The following is an 18,470-nucleotide window of genomic DNA, read 5'->3' as shown; positions in this document are numbered from 1 at the left end:
TGATTTAGTAAAGAAAATGAATCGTCCGGATCAAGATGCCGATTTGAAAGCTGAAATTAAAGCGATTTATGAGGAAAATGAAGGTCGTTATGGCTACCGTCGCATTCGTGATGAGTTAACGAATCGTGGTCAAAAAGTGAATCACAAGAAGGTTCAGCGCATTATGAAAGAGCTTGGATTAAAGTGTGTTGTGCGTATGAAGAAATATAAATCCTATAAAGGGAAAGTCGGTAAAATTGCACCTAATATTTTAGAGCGTAATTTTTATACAGATGCCCCGAATCAAAAATGGGTAACGGACATCACAGAGTTTAAATTGTTTGGAGAGAAACTGTATGTATCACCTGTATTAGACTTGTATAATGGTGAAATTATTACCTATACAATTGGTTCTAGACCGACGTATTCACTTGTTTCAGAGATGTTAGAGAAAGCATTAGAACGTTTACCTGAAAACCACCAGCTACTAATGCATTCGGATCAAGGATGGCATTATCAAATAAGACAATACGTCCGTACACTTGAATCAAGGGGTATCGTACAGAGTATGTCTCGAAAAGGAAACTGTTACGACAACGCAGTAATAGAGAATTTCTTTGGGATTATGAAGTCGGAGTTCCTCTACATAAAAGAATTTGAAAGTGTAGAGCATTTTAAAATAGAATTAGAAAAATATATAGATTATTATAATACGAAACGGATTAAGGCAAAATTAAAAATGAGTCCGGTACAATACCGAACTCATTTTTATCAAGCTGCCTAATGAAATAACCGTGTCTAACTTTTAGGGGTCACTTCAACTCTCGCTCTTTTTTTGTTATGTACATTTATTTACTATTCTAATTCAATTGAAACATTCTTTTGAGGCATAAATGTAGAAATGGCATGTTTATAAATAAGCTGTTGCTTACCTTCTGTTTCCAATAAAACTGTAAAGTTATCAAATCCTTTAATTAATCCACGAAGCTGGAAACCATTTAATAAGTACAGCGTCACAAACGTATTTTCTTTACGTAGTTGATTTAAAAATTGATCTTGAATATTGATTGATTGCTTCATGTCGAATCCTCCTCTTTTTCTCTACTTAATTATTATTCGACTTTAGTTGGTGCTTTCCTTCTACATATCGCAAAATTTCTGCTGTTTTTTCACCATCTGTAACATCAAACCATGCCACATCCATTTTATTACGAAACCAAGTTAATTGACGTTTCGCATATCGACGTGAATTTGTTTTCAGTTGTGATATCGCCTCTTCTAACGAGACAGCTCCTGCAAAATAACGATATAGCTCTTTATAACCAATTGCTTGAATCGATTGACAATCTCGTACACCATTTTGATATAAGCGTTTCACTTCTTGCTCTAACCCTTGTCCCATCATAAGATCAACACGTAAGTTGATGCGATCATATAGCATTGTACGATCCATTGTCAAGCCAATTAAGACAACATCATATAATAATTCATGTTTTTGTTTTTCAAGTTGCTCACTCATTTTTTGCCCGGTTGTATGGAAAATTTCCAGCGCTCGAATCACGCGCCTTACATTGTTAGCATGAATACGCTTTGCACTTTCTGGATCTACTTCTTCTAACTTTTTATGTACAAATTCTGCACCTTGTTCTTCAGCTAACTTTTCCATTTTCTCTCTGTACGCAGCATCTCCTGCTTCATCTGTAAATTGATAATCATATAGAACAGATTGGATATAAAGGCCCGTTCCGCCAACAATAATCGGCAATTTCCCACGTTTTGTAATTTCTCGAATATGTCCGCGAACAAGCTCTTGAAATTCCGCTACAGAAAACGAATCTTCCGGATCCTTAATATCAACCATATAATGCGGAATCCCTTCCATTTCATCAGCTGTTACTTTAGCGGTCCCAATATCCATCGTACGATAAATTTGCATAGAGTCTCCGCTAATAATTTCACCATTCAATGCTTTTGCAAGTTCAATACTAAGCTTCGTCTTTCCTACAGCTGTCGGGCCAATGATGACAACAACTTTCTCACGTTGCTTTTCTCCCATATATTTCAACTCTCTTTATGTAATATACTCCATTTCGTCATTATATCCAATCTTACCAATTTTAACTGCTAAAATGCAAGGTCTTTCACTACGGTAAATGAAATTACATTAATAAAACTCTTACAATAGACATAATTTCTCCACTTCTTCATATATATGATAAAAAATATGATCGGAGAGGATAGTATGAATGTAAGACAAGCCCCTATTGATTTTGCAAAATTAACAAACGAACTTATTCTTGCTACATCAACAAAAGAAAAAGATTGCACCAAGGAAGAATTATATTTTGCGTTAAACTGTCTGCTTCGTTCCTTTCATACAGTAATTGATGAAGATTCATTATCCCCCCATTCACTACAATATATACAAAATCAATTTTGTAGCATGTATAAAATTATTACCGGTCGAACTATATATCCCTTTTAATATACCAAAAAATCTGTCAGAAAATTTCTGACAGATTTTTTCATTATATATTATTTTATAATTTTCACTTTCACATGTTTACGTCCCCATTGATCAGCAGTTCCATCAGAGCCAACTAACACATCAATACGGTTGCCTTTAATTGCACCGCCAGTATCACCAGCAATCGCTTCTCCATACCCTTCTACCCATACTTTTGATCCTAACGGAATTACATTCGGATCAACAGCAATCACCTTCATATTCGGGTTGGCTGTTAAATCATGACCCATTGCTGTTAATACTCGACCGCCATATGTACCATTTTCACTTGGATGAGCTGTATATGCTGTAGCTTCAACCGTTAGTTCACGTCCACCTGAAGGTGTACTTGTAGCTTTCGGTTTTGATTGCGCTACCTGCGTCTGTTCTTTTTCTTGTACCACCGGTTTTGATTGTGCTACTTGTGTCTGTTCTTTTTCTTGTACTACTGGTTTTGATTGTACTACTTGCGTCTTTGTTTGCACTTGTTTTACTGGCGCTTTTTCCTTTACAGGTGTTACAACTTTTACAGGCGCTTTCCCTGTTAAGAAAGGAGCATAAACATAAGCTGTTTTTCCATTATAATTAAATTGTAGCCAACCATTTTGTATTTGATTCGTTGTTTCAATCAAATCATCTTTCTTTAACGTACCGAGAATGTCTGAACTTGCGCTCATTCCTGCACGTACGTTCAATGCATTTGCAGTTACATAATAAATATTTTTCGTAAACGCTGCGCTTACGAATACATCCTTCCCATTCCATTTAATTTGTGACCATCCGTTTTCTGTATTTGCAACATGTAGTTCATGACCTTTTAATACTTTTCCTACAACTTTTGATTCCGTGGTTGGGTTTTCTCGTACATTGAGTACATCTGTTGTTACAACCGTTTCCGCCTTAGCAGAAGAATCATAAATTCCAAAACCAAAAAACGCCGCTATTGCTATACCAACTAATTTTTTCATGAATAGCCTCCATTCGCTTTGTTTTTGTGTCCTCATTATAACAACAGATTTTTTTTAATGGAGAAAATCACACAATTACAAACGATTCGTAACAAACTATTAATAGTCTGTAATATACATTTGAATATAAAAAATTACCTTTCTACCTTGTTTCACATCACTTTTAATAGATTTCCATCCTATTTTTTTACATATTTTTTTACATGAAACAAAACATTATTACCTTTTTATTACAAACCAAAAGGAAAATATTACATATGCAGTTACAAAAAGAACAGCTACTTTACTAAATAGCCGTTCTTTGTATTTTTATTATATTTTCTTTTTCTCTCTTCCTATCATAAGAGCGGAAATTATAGATTCCATTATGCTAGAAAGAATATATAACGGCAGTTTATTCATGAACATAATAACAAATGAACCTTCTTCTTTATTAAAAACAGCTATACTTTTGCATATCCCCTTTTTTCTTATCGTTCAGAATATTCTCTTTCCACAAAAAAATCTCAGCCTTTTCAATAGCTGAGATTTTTTATTAATAATAAGGTGAAATCATTAAGTACACAATAACACCCGAAAGACTTACATATAACCAGATTGGCATCGTCCAACGTACAATTTTACGATGGCGTGTTAATTGGTTTGTAAACCCGAACACAAGTGAGAATAAAGCGAGTGGTACGATAATGGCCGCCAGAAAAATATGTGTAATTAAAATAAAGAAATATACATATTTAATGACACCTTCTCCTCCAAAATGTGTTGCTGGCGCTAAGTAATGATACGTTAAATACGATACACAAAATAGCAAAGTTGTCGTAAATGCCGCAAGAATAAAGCCGCGATGCATTTTTACATTTTTCTTAATAATGGAGAATAATCCTGCTAATAAAAAAACAAATGTAAAACTGTTAAAAATGGCATTTAACATCGGTAAAATCGTTACATCAAAATGGACTTCTCCTTTATAACCTACAGGTCCAAAAAATAAAAATAAAATAATCGCATTAACAACTATAGAAAGCGTTATCACAATAGAAGCATAGCTTTTCTGATTTGTTGAATGATCCGCCAATTTGTTCACTCCCTCTTCTTTTCCATATGTATCATGAACTTCACTATTTTAACATATTATGCACAGTGAAAATGTGACAATACTTTGACACAAACAAGTTCAAGAAAGAAAAAAATCCTTCTTAACTCTCTTTCTTAAGAAGGATTTTATCGCTTATGAGCTGAAATAGCAATGCGATTAGTTTTTATTAAAAAACATATCGCTATACGCTTGAAAAATTTCAGACACTTGATATCCCATTAATAAAATGGCTGTTGCTGAAAAGAAACCAATCATAAGAAATCGAAACCACATGTAAATCTCCTCCTCATATTTAAGCTTATAAAGCATGCGCTATATTACAAGGCGGATAATCACAGTCTTCTTCTTCGCTTTCCTTTTTCTTTACAATTGCTGTGATAAAGCGAATCATAAAGAATAGGATAAACGGCTGTTCCCGATTACGTATATTGACATACTTGAAAATCGGCTCCTGCTGTAAATCCGACAGGGATGAGAAAGAATAGAACATATTATGCTCTTCCATATATAAAAGAACAATCTTCATACAAAACAATATTCCCAGAAAGGAAATAACATCTTGCCAATCTGTCGTATATAACATGTTATAGAGCTCTAATACGCACTCTTCCATCATCATCCCCCCTTCTTTTCAACTATTTTCCTCATATCTACATAAAAAGTCAAGAAAATTGCCTTATATCCACTATGAAAATATTGTTTTTATATCCTCCAACTGCACCTCTTGTTTTTGTAACAATTGCACTCTTAGCTCTACAAACATCTTTTGTTTCATTTGATACCTTTGAGCATATTTTGAATGCATTTTGTAATCAATCTGTTGCAACACATATCCTTCAATCCAAAGCTTACCTGCTTTCATTTTATTTACATATTTATGTGACCTAAGTTTTTCTTTTGGAATAAATTCACTGCTCGTTACAACAATATTCTTTGAGATCCCTCTTATTTCTACCTTTCCAGGAAATGTTACCGTTTCTTCTAAGGCTAACTCTATTTTATAATCTCCTAACAGAACTGGAAGCCTTGTTGCGAGAAAATAAAGATTTTTTTCTTCATTTTCTTTTGGCGGAACAATCTGATGTAGAGAAGTTAAAGACGATTGTTGCACTTTTTCTGTATTTATATTGTTTGTAGTACAATCATTTGCAACTTCTATAAGAGATCGGTCTTCCACAATTTTTGTAGATTTCAAATAGCAATGCGGCTGTTCAAAATATTGTTGAATCGTAATTACCAACCGTGAATCTATTTCATTGGATATTTGATTTTTATATACAAACATTTCTTCATCAATCCAATTTATAATGGGAGGCATAAGAAAATCTTTTATATCCCTCATAATCGAAAAAGGAGTTTTAACAAATTTAGAGTACCCCTCACATCCTGGATACATTTTTTTGTCTGCGAATTGTACAACTTTACATACAGCAGCTTGCTTAGAAATGATGTTGCTCATCTCTTCATAATTCATCCATGGTTTATTCATCATGTATCACTTCCTAACTGATGAATGAAATCGCATCTTTATCATTATGTATATATTTATTGTCAACGTTATATATGCCCTCTCTGCAAAAAAGGACATTCTCTTTTCACAAAAAGAGAATGTCCTTTTTCATTATAACCCTGTTACTTGTACTTGCTGTGTTTGTAATACTTTTACAGTAAGGTCTAAAACGATTTTTTCTCGAAGCTCTGTGAACGTCTCATTCAAATTAGTTGGGCAAGGTGAATAATCTAATTCAAAGAAAGCCGCACTAATTAATTCACAATATGGCTGTTCATTATAAAAAACAGTATTTTCGAAGTAGTATTTGTCAAGTCGCGACAAATCTCCATTATGAGGGTTGATAAAGCGAGAAGTAGCTTCAGACGAAGATGCGATAATTGGCAGTGTCGAAAAGTCTGCTTCTGTTAAATCAGCAAAACCAGAAAACGGAATATGTGCAATTCTATCAAGTAGCGCCGCATTACAATCACCAGAAGCATATTCAATATTTTTTCGAATGTAACCTTCTACAAATAGTTTCGCTCTTGTCACTTGACGAAAATTCGTACCAGGAATAGGAGTAAAGGCTACTGGTACTAATTTACATTGTGTTAAAAATGCATTTTTTAACACACGCTTAATCTCCGATGCTGCTGGATCTAATGGAACATTCGCTTCAACAACAATTTGAAGTGTTCTTTCCGCTAATACAACTGGAACTTTTACAATCGGTGTTCCTGGAGTAAGAATAGGCGTTGCTTCGGAATCTGACAGTGGAACTCTATTTTGCCCTGTCACTTCGCAAGGTACTTCAATTGGACATGGGTCTTCATTTTGGAAATTATTCATACTGATTCTCTCCTTTGTATCTTTTTAACCATAAGACTGGCTATGCTACTAACATATGTATTTTTTCTAGCCATGCATGGGTTAATAGCATAGTCACTTTTATCAAATTCGTTAGTAGAAAAGTCCATGAGCTCTATCTTTACTCTCTATTGTCTTCAATTAAAAACAATTCTTGATAAAATTTCGTTCCACCTTACATGAAATAGAATTTTAAGATACACTATACAAAACATAAAGATAATACATCTAGACAACTTTTTTTAGAGGAGTGTGATTTGCATTGAAGACTTTGAAGTTTTTCTTATGTACTGTACTGTTTATACTCAGCCTCACGACTATCCCTTTACAACCTACAGCATCTACTTTATCTTCTAAATTACTTGTTGGATACTGGCACAATTTCGACAATGGAACGGGCATCATTAAGTTAAGAGATGTTTCCTCGAAATGGGATGTTATCAATGTTTCCTTCGGGGAGACGGGAAGTGATCGTGCGACGATTGAATTTACACCAGCATATGGCAGTGAATCTGAATTTATAGCTGATATCGCTTATTTGAAAAGTAAAGGGAAAAAAATCGTCCTTTCTATCGGGGGACAAAACGGAGTCGTTTTACTACCTGATGTCGCTGCTAAACAGCGTTTTATCGACTCAGTACAAAAAATTATTGATAAATATGGATTTGATGGTATCGATATTGATTTAGAATCAGGAATTGTATTAAATGGAGATGATTATGACTTTAAAAACCCAAAAACACCTCAAATTATTCACCTCATATCAGCGATTCGGTCCATTTCTGAACATTATGGTCCTGATTTTCTACTAAGCATGGCGCCAGAAACAGCTTACGTACAAGGAGGTTTTAGCGCCTACGGAAATATTTGGGGCGCATATTTACCAATTATTTATGGTGTTAAAGATAAATTAACTTACATTCATGTTCAACATTATAATGCTGGCAGTGGAATAGGAATGGACGGAAATCATTATACACAAGGAACTGCCGATTATGAAGTTGCAATGGCAGACATGCTATTACACGGATTCCCGGTAGCAGGTAACCCAAATAACTTTTTCCCGGCTCTCCGAACAGATCAAGTGATGATTGGTCTTCCTGCAGCTCCTGCAGCAGCTCCAAGCGGAGGATATATTTCACCTAACGAAATGAAGAAAGCGCTGGATTATATTATAAAAGGCACCTCTTTTGGTGGGAAATATACATTATCTAATCCTGAAGGATATCCTGCTTTCCGCGGATTAATGGCCTGGTCAATCAATTGGGATGCAAAAAATAACTATGAATTTTCCAATACTTATAGAACATACTTTGATACACTTCATAATCTAAAATAATGTGAGTTACAACTCTAGAAACTTTTCTCTATTTATATTCATAACATACTTTCTTTATATCTCAGCATGTTAAAGTTTGCTACAACATATTGTCTCGCTACAAGTAAAACTCAGTTTAGTAGATTTTATCCGATATTTTAAGGCAGACTCATAATCGGTGGGGGAGAAAGCCCCCGCTGATTAAAGTTTCACTTGCATGATGTTATAGAAAAATTGCATAAAACAGTATTCTCTCCTCATTTTTTACCGACCTAACAAGATTGACAAATTTATACATATTTTATAACATATTGAATGATGTCTTTCTTATTCAATAATTTGTTCTATATCATAACGTATAATCATTATGAACAAATACATTATTCATCTCGCTAACTTATAGCATAGATACAAATTTTATATAGAATAATTGAAAAGACATCATTGTTATTTACAATCCTTTTTCATATCTTCTAATAATTCATGATGATTATGCGAAACAACGGAGGGATTTTTTATGTCTGTTTATGCACCTCATGAAATTGCCAATTTAGCTGCTGATTCAGGTAAGAAGAAAGCATTACTACCTCTATTTCCAATGCTTATTCTCGGCTTTTTTGGTGGCGCTTTCATAGCGTTAGGGTATTTGCTTGATATTCGTGTGATTGGGACAATGCCAAAAGCGTTAGGGTCATTTTCTACTTTTCTAGGGGCAGCTGTTTTCCCAGTTGGTCTTATTCTTGTTATTCTTGCTGGTGGCGAATTAGTGACAGGTAATATGATGACTATATCAATGGCTTGGTTTCAAAAGCAGATTACTTTTTTTAACGTTGTAAAGAACTTATTTATTATTACAATCTGTAACTTTATTGGCGCTGTCTTTGTTGCTTATTTCTTTGGACATATCGTTGGACTAACTGAAGGACAATTTTTAGCAAAAACGGTATCTATCGCACAATCAAAACTTCATGATACAGCTATACAAGCATTTTTTTCTGCTATTGGATGTAACTGGCTCGTTTGTTTAGCTGTTTGGCTCAGTATGGGAAGTAAAGAGTTTAGTGGGAAAATTATCGGCATTTGGTTTCCTGTTATGACCTTTGTCGCAATAGGCTTTCAGCACGTTGTTGCAAATATGTTTGTCATTCCAGCTGCGATCTTCGCTGGTCATTTTACTTGGGCAGACTATTTTCCAAACTTTATTGTTGTCTTTTTTGGGAATTTAGTAGGAGGTATGCTATTTGTAGCTCTTCCTTATTTCCTAGCTTATAAACAACAATCGAAAATAACAACGGCATCTACTGAAAAAAAATCGGTATCTGTTTAAATACAATCATCTATGCTTTATAAACAGCAATTTTACATCATGGACATAAACTATCGTATGGTAAATCGTATATCATACTTATAAAATATTGGATCAAATGGTATAATTCTCTTTATGAATGGGGAAAATAGTGCTGTTTTCAATACAAACAATGTATTTTTTGTGAATCTATCAGCGTACACTTGTTCTCCACACTTTTATGCGTTATAATAACAACTCAAATACAAATAGTATTACATACGAGGTGAAAAAAATGAATAAAACAGAATTAATTAAAAACGTAGCACAAAAAGCAGAAATCTCTCAAAAAGAAGCTACTGTCGTTGTACAATCTGTAGTAGAATCTATTACAAATACTTTAGCTGCTGGCGAAAAAGTACAACTTATCGGCTTTGGTACATTCGAAGTACGTGAAAGAGCTGCTCGCACAGGTCGTAACCCACAAACAGGTGAAGAAATGCAAATTGCAGCTTCTAAAGTACCTGCATTTAAAGCTGGAAAAGAATTAAAAGAAGCTGTAAAATAATCAGTAAAAAAACGAGCTAGTAAAGAACTAGCTCGCTTTTTTTACGCTTTCGAAAACCTTTCAAACACTCTCATTAGCTCTTCTATTGCCTCATCCCCATTGCCATCTTGAATTGCATGAGAAACACAATGATGCGTATGATTTTTGAGAATACTCATTCCGACTTTCTTCATCGCTGCATTAATGGCGGAAATTTGCACTAAAATATCCACGCAATATCGATCATTTTCAATCATATTTTGAATACCTCGAACTTGTCCTTCAATTCTCTTTAATCGATTCATAATTTGTTCTTTTTCTTTATCCGATCTATGCGTAGTAGCTGCTTTCTGTTCATTATGGCTCATTTTATCACCTTCTTAAAGTTTCAATTGTATTAACAAATAGATATTCATTCATACATTTATTTTCCAATCCATCTATATTGTAATATCATCTACTCGGAGTATAACATTTCTAGTATAAAATATACATACAGATATACTCTAATAAACATCTTCAATTCAATACTTCATTCCTATTATTAAACCTTAATAAGACTCTTCATACAAGTTTCCTTCTATTATATACATCCACGTTTTCAAAAATAGTTGTATGATTCATATTGGTGGAGAGCAAGAACTTATGATCCTTGTCAAAAGAATCATTTCATTCCTTCACTTACTATTCCATAAAACCCTTCATCAATTGGGCTTTTACGGGAAGCCCTACTTACTTCTATTTCGTTTCTTTGCTTGAGATGGGAATATAACTTCTCACAAATAGCGGAAGAAACGGGAACGATATTTTTCCTCAAAAAGAAAAAACGCTTCATCTTCCCCTTACTTCTTTTAAAAGTGGAAGATAAAACGATTCAAATAAGAAAATCGACTCGCTTGTTTCAAAGTTTCTAGTTAATAGATTTATAGCACGAAAGGTATAATGATTATATATAACTCACACATCTCTTAGTTATTTAAAGGAATAACTAAAGGATATTACTTACAAAGCGCAATCCTTTACTTAAAACCGCTGGGACTACTGATGCATGATTCTCTCCTTCTGCTTCATAAAAAGCAAATTGAAGCTTATGATTGTCCAGTTTGGATAAACGTTCTGATAATGCATTTGCATCTTGAAGCATATGGCCTCTTTCCGCTCCGCCGACTGTAAGAAAAACTCGAACCTCATCACTCATTTGATTCCATTTATCTATAAATTTCAATTCATTTTCAAGAATCAATTGATTGTTCCACCAAATGGAGGGACTGCTGATGAAATAATTTTGGAACGCACTGGTTTTTGTAAACAGAATATGCAGTGCAAATAATCCACCAAATGAATGTCCAAATATCGTCTGTTTTTTTTGATTAATAGTAAAGTTTTTCTCAATTTGTGGTTTCAATTCCTCTTGAATAAATGCTAAGAACTTACTTGCTCCTCCCGACTTCGGCCACGGTTTCCCATCAGGCTTCGGCGGTGCATCTACTGAGAGTGGATAAGGAGTAAAATCGTAACACCTTTCTGCACCCGCAAACACCCCTTCAATTGGATAGCCAATCCCAACAATAATAGAAGCGGGAACTCCTGTTTTTTCAGCCCTTCCTGACTGAACTTTCATCGCCTCTTGAAATGTTTGAAAGTATGCATTCCCATCTAATACATAAATGACAGGATATCCATTGTCTGGAGCTGGCTGCTTAGGCTTTGAAATATAAATTCGATATTTACGCTTCCCAATATCCGAATACATCTCCCATTGCTCTGCTCCAGAAACGATAACATCTTCTCTTTCTATATGTGTATTCATACGATTATCGCCTCTCTTTTTTCTTTTCTTAACTTGTCGCATATAAGTCTGTATCTTCTTCTTTCGTAACACTATCATACCCAAAACATACAGGGGCGCCATTGTAAGGATCTATCATAACGCGTGCATCAATATGAAACACACTTCTTAATACGTCGTTTGTAATGATTTCTACAGGGCTTCCCGTCTTCATGATTTTCCCATCTTTCATCGCAATAATCTCATCTGAAAACCGCGCCGCATGATTAATATCATGTAAAACCATTATAACCGTACAATGATGCTCTTTATTTAATCGTTCCACAATTTGTAGCACTTCTAATTGATGAGACATATCAAGATAAGTTGTTGGTTCATCTAATAAAAGAATTTCTGTCTCCTGTGCTAACGCCATCGCTAACCATACTTTTTGTCTTTGACCGCCTGATAAATTTGCAATTTGACGATTGCGAAATGCTGCTGTTTTTGTAATTTCCAAAGCCCATTCAATCATTTCTGTATCCTTGGATGATCGTTTATTCACATTGTTTCGGTGTGGATAACGACCATAAGAAATCAACTCCTCTACTTTCAGCTCTCCTGGCGCAATCGGATTTTGCGGAAGTAAAGCGAGTTGCTTTGCGATTTCTTTCGTTGGAATCGTATGTAAATCTTGATCTTGCAAATATACTTTACCGCTTTTTTGTTTTACAATACGTCCCATTGTTTTTAATAAAGTAGATTTCCCACAGCCATTCGGTCCTATAATGGTTGTTACCTTTCCTTTTTGTATTTCTACGTTTAAATCACGAAATACTATCAATTTCTCATAACTTGTTTCTAAACGTTCTGTACGTAATACTTTCACAATTTCTCCCTCCTCTTACGCTTTTGCTTTGTATAACAAATAGAGAAAATATGGTACACCAATAATGGAAATGACAATTCCAACTGGTAACTCTACAGGTGTAAAAATTGTTTTGGCAATAAAGTCTGAAACAATGACAAGTAACATGCCAATTGCACCGCATGTAGGAATGACATGCTTATGTTGAATGCCGACTAAACGTTTTGCAATATGCGGTGCCATTAATCCTACAAATCCAATACTTCCTGCAACAGAAACACAAGCGCTTACTAAGCCAATACTACTTAATAGTAAAATTGATTTTTCTCTCTCTACCGAAACTCCTAAACTCGTTATACTTGTTTCTTCTAATTGAAATAGGTCAAGCAAGTACGCTTTTCTTTTCACAATTGGAATTAAGATAATTAGCCACGGCAACATCGCAACAATATATTGCCAGTTTGAATTATATATACTTCCAGAAACCCAAACAGCAGCCATTTCAAAGTCCGTTGCTTTCATTTTTAACGATACATACGTAGAGAAAGCTCCAAATCCTGATCCGATCGCAATTCCTGTTAATAACAGACGCTGTGAATCCAATCTTCCATTTCGCCAAGAAAACATATAGATTAATATAGCTGCTCCTAAGCCGCCAACTAATCCAAACAATGGCATCATCATAATAGAAACCCAATCTGTACTCTTCATTTGTCCTTGAAAGAAAAACATAAAAATAACGATTGCCGTTCCTGCTCCAGCATTAACTCCTAAAATACCAGGGTCAGCTAATCCATTTCTTGTAATCCCTTGAATCACTGCGCCGGCAATCCCAAGACCTAGTCCTACGAATGCCGCAATTATAATTCGCGGAAGCCGAAAATCAAATATAACTAAGTCATGTTCAGGTACAGGATTAATCCGAAATATTGTTCGGAATACATCTATAATGGAAATATCAAAAGTTCCATTCGTTACACTCATATAAATGGCACTCAAAATAAAAAATATCGTAATCCCCATTGTCATGACATAACGCTTATGTAATCCTCTAAGCATGTTTCTCTCCTCCTCTTGTATGAATTAAATAAAGGAAGAAAGGAATTCCAATTAGAGAGGTAACAACTCCGATTGGTGTTTCAAATGGGTAATTTACAAATCTACTTACTACATCGCATAAAGCGAGAAAAACACCACCAATGACTCCTGCACAAGGAATAATCCATTTATAATCCACTCCGATTAAAAAACGGGTCATATGTGGAATAATTAATCCTACAAATCCGATTTTTCCAACCAGTGCAACAGCTGTCCCTGTCAATAATACAACTGCTATAATTGCAGTTATTTTTACAAAGTTTGTTCGTTGTCCTAAATTAATAGAAACCTCTTCTCCTAATGAAAGAATCGTAATAGATTTTGAAATGATGAGCGCTAACATAATCCCAACTATCCCGAAAGGAATTGCTAATTTGATTACATTTGGATCTACTTGATGCAACTTCGCGTTATACCACATACTAATATTTTGGGAAATTTGAAAATATGATGCAATTGCAGCCGAAGCACTACTTAAAAAGGTGCCTATAACAGTTCCGATAATCGCTAATCGAACTGGTGATAAACCATTTCGCAATAATGAACCAAAGCCGAAAACCATTCCTGCTCCCAGCGCCGAACCAAGCATAGAACATAAAATCATTTGAACAGAAGACATTCCTGGTAAAAACACCATACAAATGGTAATGACAAATGCAGAACCATCTGTTACACCCATAATAGAAGGGGATGCAAGATAGTTCCTTGTCATCCCCTGCATAAGTGCTCCTGATATGGCTAAAAATGCTCCTACTAAAAGAGCTGCAACTACTCTTGGTAAACGAGAAGTAATAATAATATTATGGTTTACATTGCTTGAATCGAAATGAAATAATGCATTCCAAGTTGTTTCAAAATCAATATTTTTCGCCCCATAAAAAATAGAAAGCATCATTGTAAATAAAATAAATATGGGTGCGAAACATAAAATTATCATTGGTACTGAATTTATTTTCCGCATATCATTCAACGCACCTTACTTATTGAATTATTTAGATAAATTTTTGACAGCTTCTTTTAAAAACGTTGTTTTACTCCAAGCAGTACCACCTTGTGCCATTGGATCAACAGCATTTATAAATACCTTTTTATCTTTTACAGCATTGATACTTTGCCAAATTGGATTACTTTGTAAGTCTTCTAATACTTGTGGTTTATCTTTATTCTCGCTCTTTTCAAATTGTAAGAAGATATAATCTGGATTGCTCTGAGCTAATTTTTCTAAAGAGATTGCTTCTTGTGCTTTTACAGACTGAATTTCTTCTGGAACAGTTAATCCTAAATCTTTATAAATAACAGGATTGAAGTATACACTTTCTGGATAAAGATATAAGTTACCAGCTCTTAGTCTAATAACAAGAATCTTTTTATCTTTTAATGTATCACCAATTTGTTCTTTCGCTTTTGCGGCATCAGCTTTGTAATCTTTAATAATTTTTTCCGCTTTATCTTTTTTACCAGATAAATCTCCCATTAATTTCAAGTTTTCTTCCCAATTTGTTGAAATATGTGACACTGGGAATGTTGGAGCAATCTTTGTAAACTTCTCAGCTGTTTCCGGCGGGAATTTTGAACTAGACGTAATTACATCTGGTTTTAGTTGAAGTAACGTTTCGAAATTCGGTTGCATTTTCTCCCCAACAGACTTCGCACCTTCTAAATCTTTTTCTAAATACTCAGGCAATTTCCCGCCTACTGTTATTGCACCTACTGGCTTAATACCAAGAACAGCTGCATCTTCCATTGACTCTAAGCTAGATGTTACGATATTTGTCACTTTCGCAGGCACCGTATATTCTTTCCCTAAATATGTAATTTTTCGTTTCTCATCTTTTTTTGTTTCTGTTGCTTTCGATGTTTGCTTCTGTTCCCCTGAACTTTTGTCTGCACTGTTACAGGCAGCAAGACCAATACTTAATACTGTCACCATTCCTAGTGTAAATAATTTCTTGTTCATTTGAATACTTCTCCTCCCAAATATTAAATATCACAAAAAATTGATATACTTTGCATTCTATATCTTTTTTCTAATCACACATCCCCTACCATACAATAAACTGCATGTATCCCACTTCCTCTATTCCGTAATCTTTTATTCTAATTGATAATGATAATGATTATCGTTATTAAGTATATATTCAATACAAAAATATTTCAAGAATGATTTGAAATATTTTAATAAAACACACAAAAAGAAACCTATTTATCTTTCTTTTCAGATAAATAGGTTTCTTTTTATTCTTTATGTAAAAACTTCACACATACTGGACTAGGTACAATTACATTCGATTGTACAAGTGTTAATTGTCCAGTATTCTTATTGCGAGAAAATAAAATAAGATTGTTAGAGCTTTCATTCGCAACAATAACAAAATGTTCTGTAGGATCAAGTGTAAAATCTCGTGGCCAATTCCCTTCCGTTGATATAGCCTCTAAAAATGTCAATTTTCCAGAATATTGATTGACTCGAAAAATTGCAATACTATTATGCCCACGGTTTGCTGCATATACAAATGCCCCATCAGAAGAAATTTGAATCGCACTTCCGTAGTTACTTCCGCCATACGCTTCAGGCAAAGCTGAAATAGATTGGATTTGTTGAAATTTTCCACTTTGTTTATCATATGTCAATACGATGACTTCTGAACTCAGTTCAGTTAATACATATGCATAGTTACCATTTGGATGAAACACAAGATGCCTTGGACCACTTCCTGGATGGACCGATAAGCTCTGTACCTCTGTTAACCTTCCCTCTTTTTCTTTATAAGTAATGAACTGATCGCTGCCTAAATCAACTGCTACGACATATGCTTCGTTAGGGGAAAATCCAGCATAATGAACATGTGGTTTTTCTTGCCTCTCCTTATTTGGACCAGAACCACTATGGTAAATAATCGATGCTTCTTCTACTATTCCATTTTCTCGATTCACCACATAAGATTGGAGTGTCCCTTTATGGTAATTTGCAGCCATCACTCTATTACCCTTTGAATTTATACTCACATGACACGGCGATGCTCCTTCAACCATTTGTCTATTTAATTCGGTCAGTTGTTTTGTGTTCGTGTCAATCAAAAAACTAACCACTCCGCCTAATTCATTGTTCTTTGCAACAGAATATAAATATTGATTATCATGACGAATCGCAAAATAAGTCGGATCTTCTATATGTACTACCACTTCTACATCTCTTATTTCCTTTGATTTCACATCTAAAATAAACCGATAAATCCCTTCGCTCTCTCCCTTTGTATACGTACCAATAAATCCAATTAACTCGTCTTGATTCATGGTCCCTATCCCCTCTGTATATGGTAAAAAATCCAGATAGCAAATTTTATTTTACTACCTGGATTCCTTTCTTACGCTCGTTCTTCAAACAATCGTGCTATTTCTATAATGACATGAGTAGCTTTTTCCATATTATCTACAGAAACGTACTCAAATTTCCCGTGGTAATTTTCTCCCCCTGTAAAAATATTTGGAGTCGGTAATCCCATATATGATAATTGAGAACCGTCTGTTCCCCCGCGAATCGGCTGAATATTTGGCTCGATATTTAAATTTTTCATCGCATCATAAGCAATATCCACAATCTCTTTTACTGGTTCGATCTTCTCAAGCATATTATAATATTGATCTTTCATCTCAAGAATAATATTTTCTTCGCCATATTTTTCTTGCATTTTCTCTGCAATTTGCTTGATTTTATTTTTTCGAGCTTCAAAATTAACACGATCAAAATCGCGAATGATGTAATATGCTTTACTTTGCTCTACATCTCCATTTAAAGAAAGAAGATGATAAAATCCCTCATACCCCTCTGTATACTCAGGTGCTTCTTCGGCCGGTAACTGACTGTGGAATTCCATCGCTACCTTACTAGCGTTTAACATTTTATTTTTTGCTGTACCTGGATGCGTATTATTCCCTTTAAAGGTGAGCTTAGCACTTGCAGCATTGAAACTCTCATATTCTAATCCTCCAAGTGGGCCTCCATCCATTGTATAAGCAAAAGATGCTCCAAACGCTTTCACATCAAAATGAGAAGGTCCGCGCCCAATCTCTTCATCCGGTGTAAATGCCACTCTAATCTTTCCGTGCTTAATTTGTGGATTATGTATCAAATAATTCATTGCAGTTATAATTTCTGTTAAACCAGCTTTATCATCCGCACCAAGAAGTGTCGTTCCATCAGTTGTAATAAGGGTATGTCCTTTATAAGACGGCAACTCTGGAAACTGCTCTGGTGTTAACACGACATTTAATTCTTCGTTTAATGTAATAGCTTTCCCATCAAAATTTTCATGAATTTGCGGCTTTACATTCTTCCCTGTAAAATCAGTTGCTGTATCTAAATGGGCTAAAAATCCAATTACAGGAACAGCTTTATCTGTATTTGCAGGAAGTGTTGCCATGACATATCCATTTTCATCCATCGTTACTTCAGTCAAACCAATTTGTTTTAGTTCTTCAACTAATTGTTTTCCAAACTCAATTTGCCCTGGTGTGGATGGTACTGTATGACTTTCTTCATTCGATTGTGTATCAATTTTTACATATCGTGTAAATCTTTCTATTAATTCTTGTCTCATCTATCATCACTCCCTTTTTTCTCCATCTCCTTCTATTATAATCCTTAAAACTAAATTTTTTAACTTTTTTGACTGTATTT

At 34.6% G+C, this 18,470-nt stretch carries 20 protein-coding genes; 5 read left to right on the top strand and 15 right to left on the bottom strand.

Annotated features, from left to right (window positions below; all coding sequences use genetic code 11):
- Window positions 1–763 (top strand): IS3 family transposase (locus MR058_RS14255; RefSeq protein ID WP_242144613.1); only part of this gene is annotated, 763 nt, incomplete at its 5' end.
- A 71-nt stretch (window positions 764–834) separates the two neighbouring features.
- Here MR058_RS14255 and hfq read toward each other — a convergent pair.
- Entirely contained in the window at window positions 835–1,059 is a 225-nt protein-coding gene (gene hfq / locus MR058_RS14250; RefSeq protein ID WP_242144612.1) for an RNA chaperone Hfq, read from the bottom strand.
- A 25-nt stretch (window positions 1,060–1,084) separates the two neighbouring features.
- The gene (gene miaA / locus MR058_RS14245) at window positions 1,085–2,035 is read right to left on the bottom strand and encodes a tRNA (adenosine(37)-N6)-dimethylallyltransferase MiaA (protein WP_242144611.1); all 951 of its coding nucleotides are present in this window, start codon (window positions 2,033–2,035) and stop codon (window positions 1,085–1,087) included.
- A gap of 186 nt (window positions 2,036–2,221) precedes the next feature.
- Here miaA and MR058_RS14240 point away from each other — a divergent pair, with 186 nt between their 5' ends.
- Complete coding sequence (locus tag MR058_RS14240; RefSeq protein ID WP_242144610.1) at window positions 2,222–2,464, top strand: hypothetical protein; 243 nt, start codon at window positions 2,222–2,224, stop codon at window positions 2,462–2,464.
- Between the two features lie 50 nt (window positions 2,465–2,514).
- On the opposite strand, the gene MR058_RS14235 is transcribed toward MR058_RS14240, so the two are convergent.
- From MR058_RS14235 to MR058_RS14215, 5 genes are all read right to left on the bottom strand, one after another.
- On the bottom strand, window positions 2,515–3,453 hold the full coding sequence (locus MR058_RS14235) for a 3D domain-containing protein (RefSeq protein ID WP_242144609.1): 939 nt from the start codon (window positions 3,451–3,453) through the stop codon (window positions 2,515–2,517).
- A 535-nt stretch (window positions 3,454–3,988) separates the two neighbouring features.
- A complete protein-coding gene (locus tag MR058_RS14230; RefSeq protein WP_242144608.1) occupies window positions 3,989–4,528 on the bottom strand; it encodes a DUF420 domain-containing protein in 540 nt (179 codons plus the stop codon).
- Between the two features lie 319 nt (window positions 4,529–4,847).
- Complete coding sequence (locus tag MR058_RS14225; RefSeq protein WP_242144607.1) at window positions 4,848–5,168, bottom strand: hypothetical protein; 321 nt, start codon at window positions 5,166–5,168, stop codon at window positions 4,848–4,850.
- A gap of 66 nt (window positions 5,169–5,234) precedes the next feature.
- A complete protein-coding gene (locus MR058_RS14220; protein WP_242144606.1) occupies window positions 5,235–6,038 on the bottom strand; it encodes a DUF7852 domain-containing protein in 804 nt (267 codons plus the stop codon).
- Window positions 6,039–6,170: 132 nt separating this feature from the next.
- On the bottom strand, window positions 6,171–6,890 hold the full coding sequence (locus tag MR058_RS14215; protein ID WP_242144605.1) for a CsxC family protein: 720 nt from the start codon (window positions 6,888–6,890) through the stop codon (window positions 6,171–6,173).
- A 280-nt stretch (window positions 6,891–7,170) separates the two neighbouring features.
- Between MR058_RS14215 and MR058_RS14210 the strand changes: the two genes are divergently transcribed.
- The 3 genes from MR058_RS14210 (at window position 7,171) to MR058_RS14200 (ending at window position 10,079) form a co-directional block, all read left to right on the top strand.
- Entirely contained in the window at window positions 7,171–8,247 is a 1,077-nt protein-coding gene (locus MR058_RS14210; protein ID WP_396021447.1) for a chitinase, read from the top strand.
- A 496-nt stretch (window positions 8,248–8,743) separates the two neighbouring features.
- The gene (locus tag MR058_RS14205) at window positions 8,744–9,553 is read left to right on the top strand and encodes a formate/nitrite transporter family protein (RefSeq protein ID WP_242144604.1); all 810 of its coding nucleotides are present in this window, start codon (window positions 8,744–8,746) and stop codon (window positions 9,551–9,553) included.
- A 253-nt stretch (window positions 9,554–9,806) separates the two neighbouring features.
- Complete coding sequence (locus MR058_RS14200; protein WP_242144603.1) at window positions 9,807–10,079, top strand: HU family DNA-binding protein; 273 nt, start codon at window positions 9,807–9,809, stop codon at window positions 10,077–10,079.
- Between the two features lie 41 nt (window positions 10,080–10,120).
- Here MR058_RS14200 and MR058_RS14195 read toward each other — a convergent pair whose 3' ends face one another.
- The 8 genes from MR058_RS14195 to pepT all read right to left on the bottom strand — a co-directional run bounded on the left by MR058_RS14195 (window position 10,121) and on the right by pepT (window position 18,390).
- The gene (locus tag MR058_RS14195; RefSeq protein ID WP_242144602.1) at window positions 10,121–10,426 is read right to left on the bottom strand and encodes a metal-sensing transcriptional repressor; all 306 of its coding nucleotides are present in this window, start codon (window positions 10,424–10,426) and stop codon (window positions 10,121–10,123) included.
- Window positions 10,427–11,046: 620 nt separating this feature from the next.
- Window positions 11,047–11,868: an alpha/beta hydrolase gene (locus MR058_RS14190; protein ID WP_242144601.1), complete on the bottom strand. Its 822-nt coding sequence runs from the start codon at window positions 11,866–11,868 to the stop codon at window positions 11,047–11,049.
- A 28-nt stretch (window positions 11,869–11,896) separates the two neighbouring features.
- Entirely contained in the window at window positions 11,897–12,715 is an 819-nt protein-coding gene (locus MR058_RS14185; RefSeq protein WP_242144600.1) for an ABC transporter ATP-binding protein, read from the bottom strand.
- Window positions 12,716–12,730: 15 nt separating this feature from the next.
- Entirely contained in the window at window positions 12,731–13,723 is a 993-nt protein-coding gene (locus MR058_RS14180; protein WP_396021448.1) for a FecCD family ABC transporter permease, read from the bottom strand.
- Between the two features lie 22 nt (window positions 13,724–13,745).
- Window positions 13,746–14,753: a FecCD family ABC transporter permease gene (locus MR058_RS14175; RefSeq protein WP_242144598.1), complete on the bottom strand. Its 1,008-nt coding sequence runs from the start codon at window positions 14,751–14,753 to the stop codon at window positions 13,746–13,748.
- 27 nt (window positions 14,754–14,780) lie between these two features.
- On the bottom strand, window positions 14,781–15,749 hold the full coding sequence (locus MR058_RS14170) for an iron-hydroxamate ABC transporter substrate-binding protein (protein WP_242144597.1): 969 nt from the start codon (window positions 15,747–15,749) through the stop codon (window positions 14,781–14,783).
- Window positions 15,750–16,027: 278 nt separating this feature from the next.
- Window positions 16,028–17,086, bottom strand: coding sequence for a lactonase family protein (locus MR058_RS14165; protein ID WP_242144596.1), 1,059 nt, complete (start codon window positions 17,084–17,086; stop codon window positions 16,028–16,030).
- A 71-nt stretch (window positions 17,087–17,157) separates the two neighbouring features.
- Entirely contained in the window at window positions 17,158–18,390 is a 1,233-nt protein-coding gene (pepT, locus tag MR058_RS14160) for a peptidase T (protein ID WP_242144595.1), read from the bottom strand.
- Between the last annotated feature and the right edge of the window lie 80 nt (window positions 18,391–18,470).

The sequence above is a fragment of the Bacillus cereus group sp. BfR-BA-01430 genome (assembly GCF_022663115.1).
GTDB lineage: Bacteria > Bacillota > Bacilli > Bacillales > Bacillaceae_G > Bacillus_A > Bacillus_A cereus_BD.
Note: the sequence above shows the minus strand (reverse complement) of the source record. Positions and strands in the feature narration are given on the sequence as shown.

What these genes read in the sequence shown, in the direction of transcription:
- hfq (WP_242144612.1), bottom strand. Translation starts at nt 1,059, where the DNA reads ATGAAGCAATCAATCAATATTCAAGATCAATTTTTAAATCAACTACGT.
- miaA (WP_242144611.1), bottom strand. Translation starts at nt 2,035, where the DNA reads ATGGGAGAAAAGCAACGTGAGAAAGTTGTTGTCATCATTGGCCCGACA.
- MR058_RS14240 (WP_242144610.1), top strand. Translation starts at nt 2,222, where the DNA reads ATGAATGTAAGACAAGCCCCTATTGATTTTGCAAAATTAACAAACGAA.
- MR058_RS14235 (WP_242144609.1), bottom strand. Translation starts at nt 3,453, where the DNA reads ATGAAAAAATTAGTTGGTATAGCAATAGCGGCGTTTTTTGGTTTTGGA.
- MR058_RS14225 (WP_242144607.1), bottom strand. Translation starts at nt 5,168, where the DNA reads ATGATGATGGAAGAGTGCGTATTAGAGCTCTATAACATGTTATATACG.
- MR058_RS14220 (WP_242144606.1), bottom strand. Translation starts at nt 6,038, where the DNA reads ATGAATAAACCATGGATGAATTATGAAGAGATGAGCAACATCATTTCT.
- MR058_RS14215 (WP_242144605.1), bottom strand. Translation starts at nt 6,890, where the DNA reads ATGAATAATTTCCAAAATGAAGACCCATGTCCAATTGAAGTACCTTGC.
- MR058_RS14205 (WP_242144604.1), top strand. Translation starts at nt 8,744, where the DNA reads ATGTCTGTTTATGCACCTCATGAAATTGCCAATTTAGCTGCTGATTCA.
- MR058_RS14200 (WP_242144603.1), top strand. Translation starts at nt 9,807, where the DNA reads ATGAATAAAACAGAATTAATTAAAAACGTAGCACAAAAAGCAGAAATC.
- MR058_RS14195 (WP_242144602.1), bottom strand. Translation starts at nt 10,426, where the DNA reads ATGAGCCATAATGAACAGAAAGCAGCTACTACGCATAGATCGGATAAA.
- MR058_RS14190 (WP_242144601.1), bottom strand. Translation starts at nt 11,868, where the DNA reads ATGAATACACATATAGAAAGAGAAGATGTTATCGTTTCTGGAGCAGAG.
- MR058_RS14180 (WP_396021448.1), bottom strand. Translation starts at nt 13,723, where the DNA reads ATGACAATGGGGATTACGATATTTTTTATTTTGAGTGCCATTTATATG.
- MR058_RS14175 (WP_242144598.1), bottom strand. Translation starts at nt 14,753, where the DNA reads ATGCGGAAAATAAATTCAGTACCAATGATAATTTTATGTTTCGCACCC.
- MR058_RS14170 (WP_242144597.1), bottom strand. Translation starts at nt 15,749, where the DNA reads ATGAACAAGAAATTATTTACACTAGGAATGGTGACAGTATTAAGTATT.
- MR058_RS14165 (WP_242144596.1), bottom strand. Translation starts at nt 17,086, where the DNA reads ATGAATCAAGACGAGTTAATTGGATTTATTGGTACGTATACAAAGGGA.
- pepT (WP_242144595.1), bottom strand. Translation starts at nt 18,390, where the DNA reads ATGAGACAAGAATTAATAGAAAGATTTACACGATATGTAAAAATTGAT.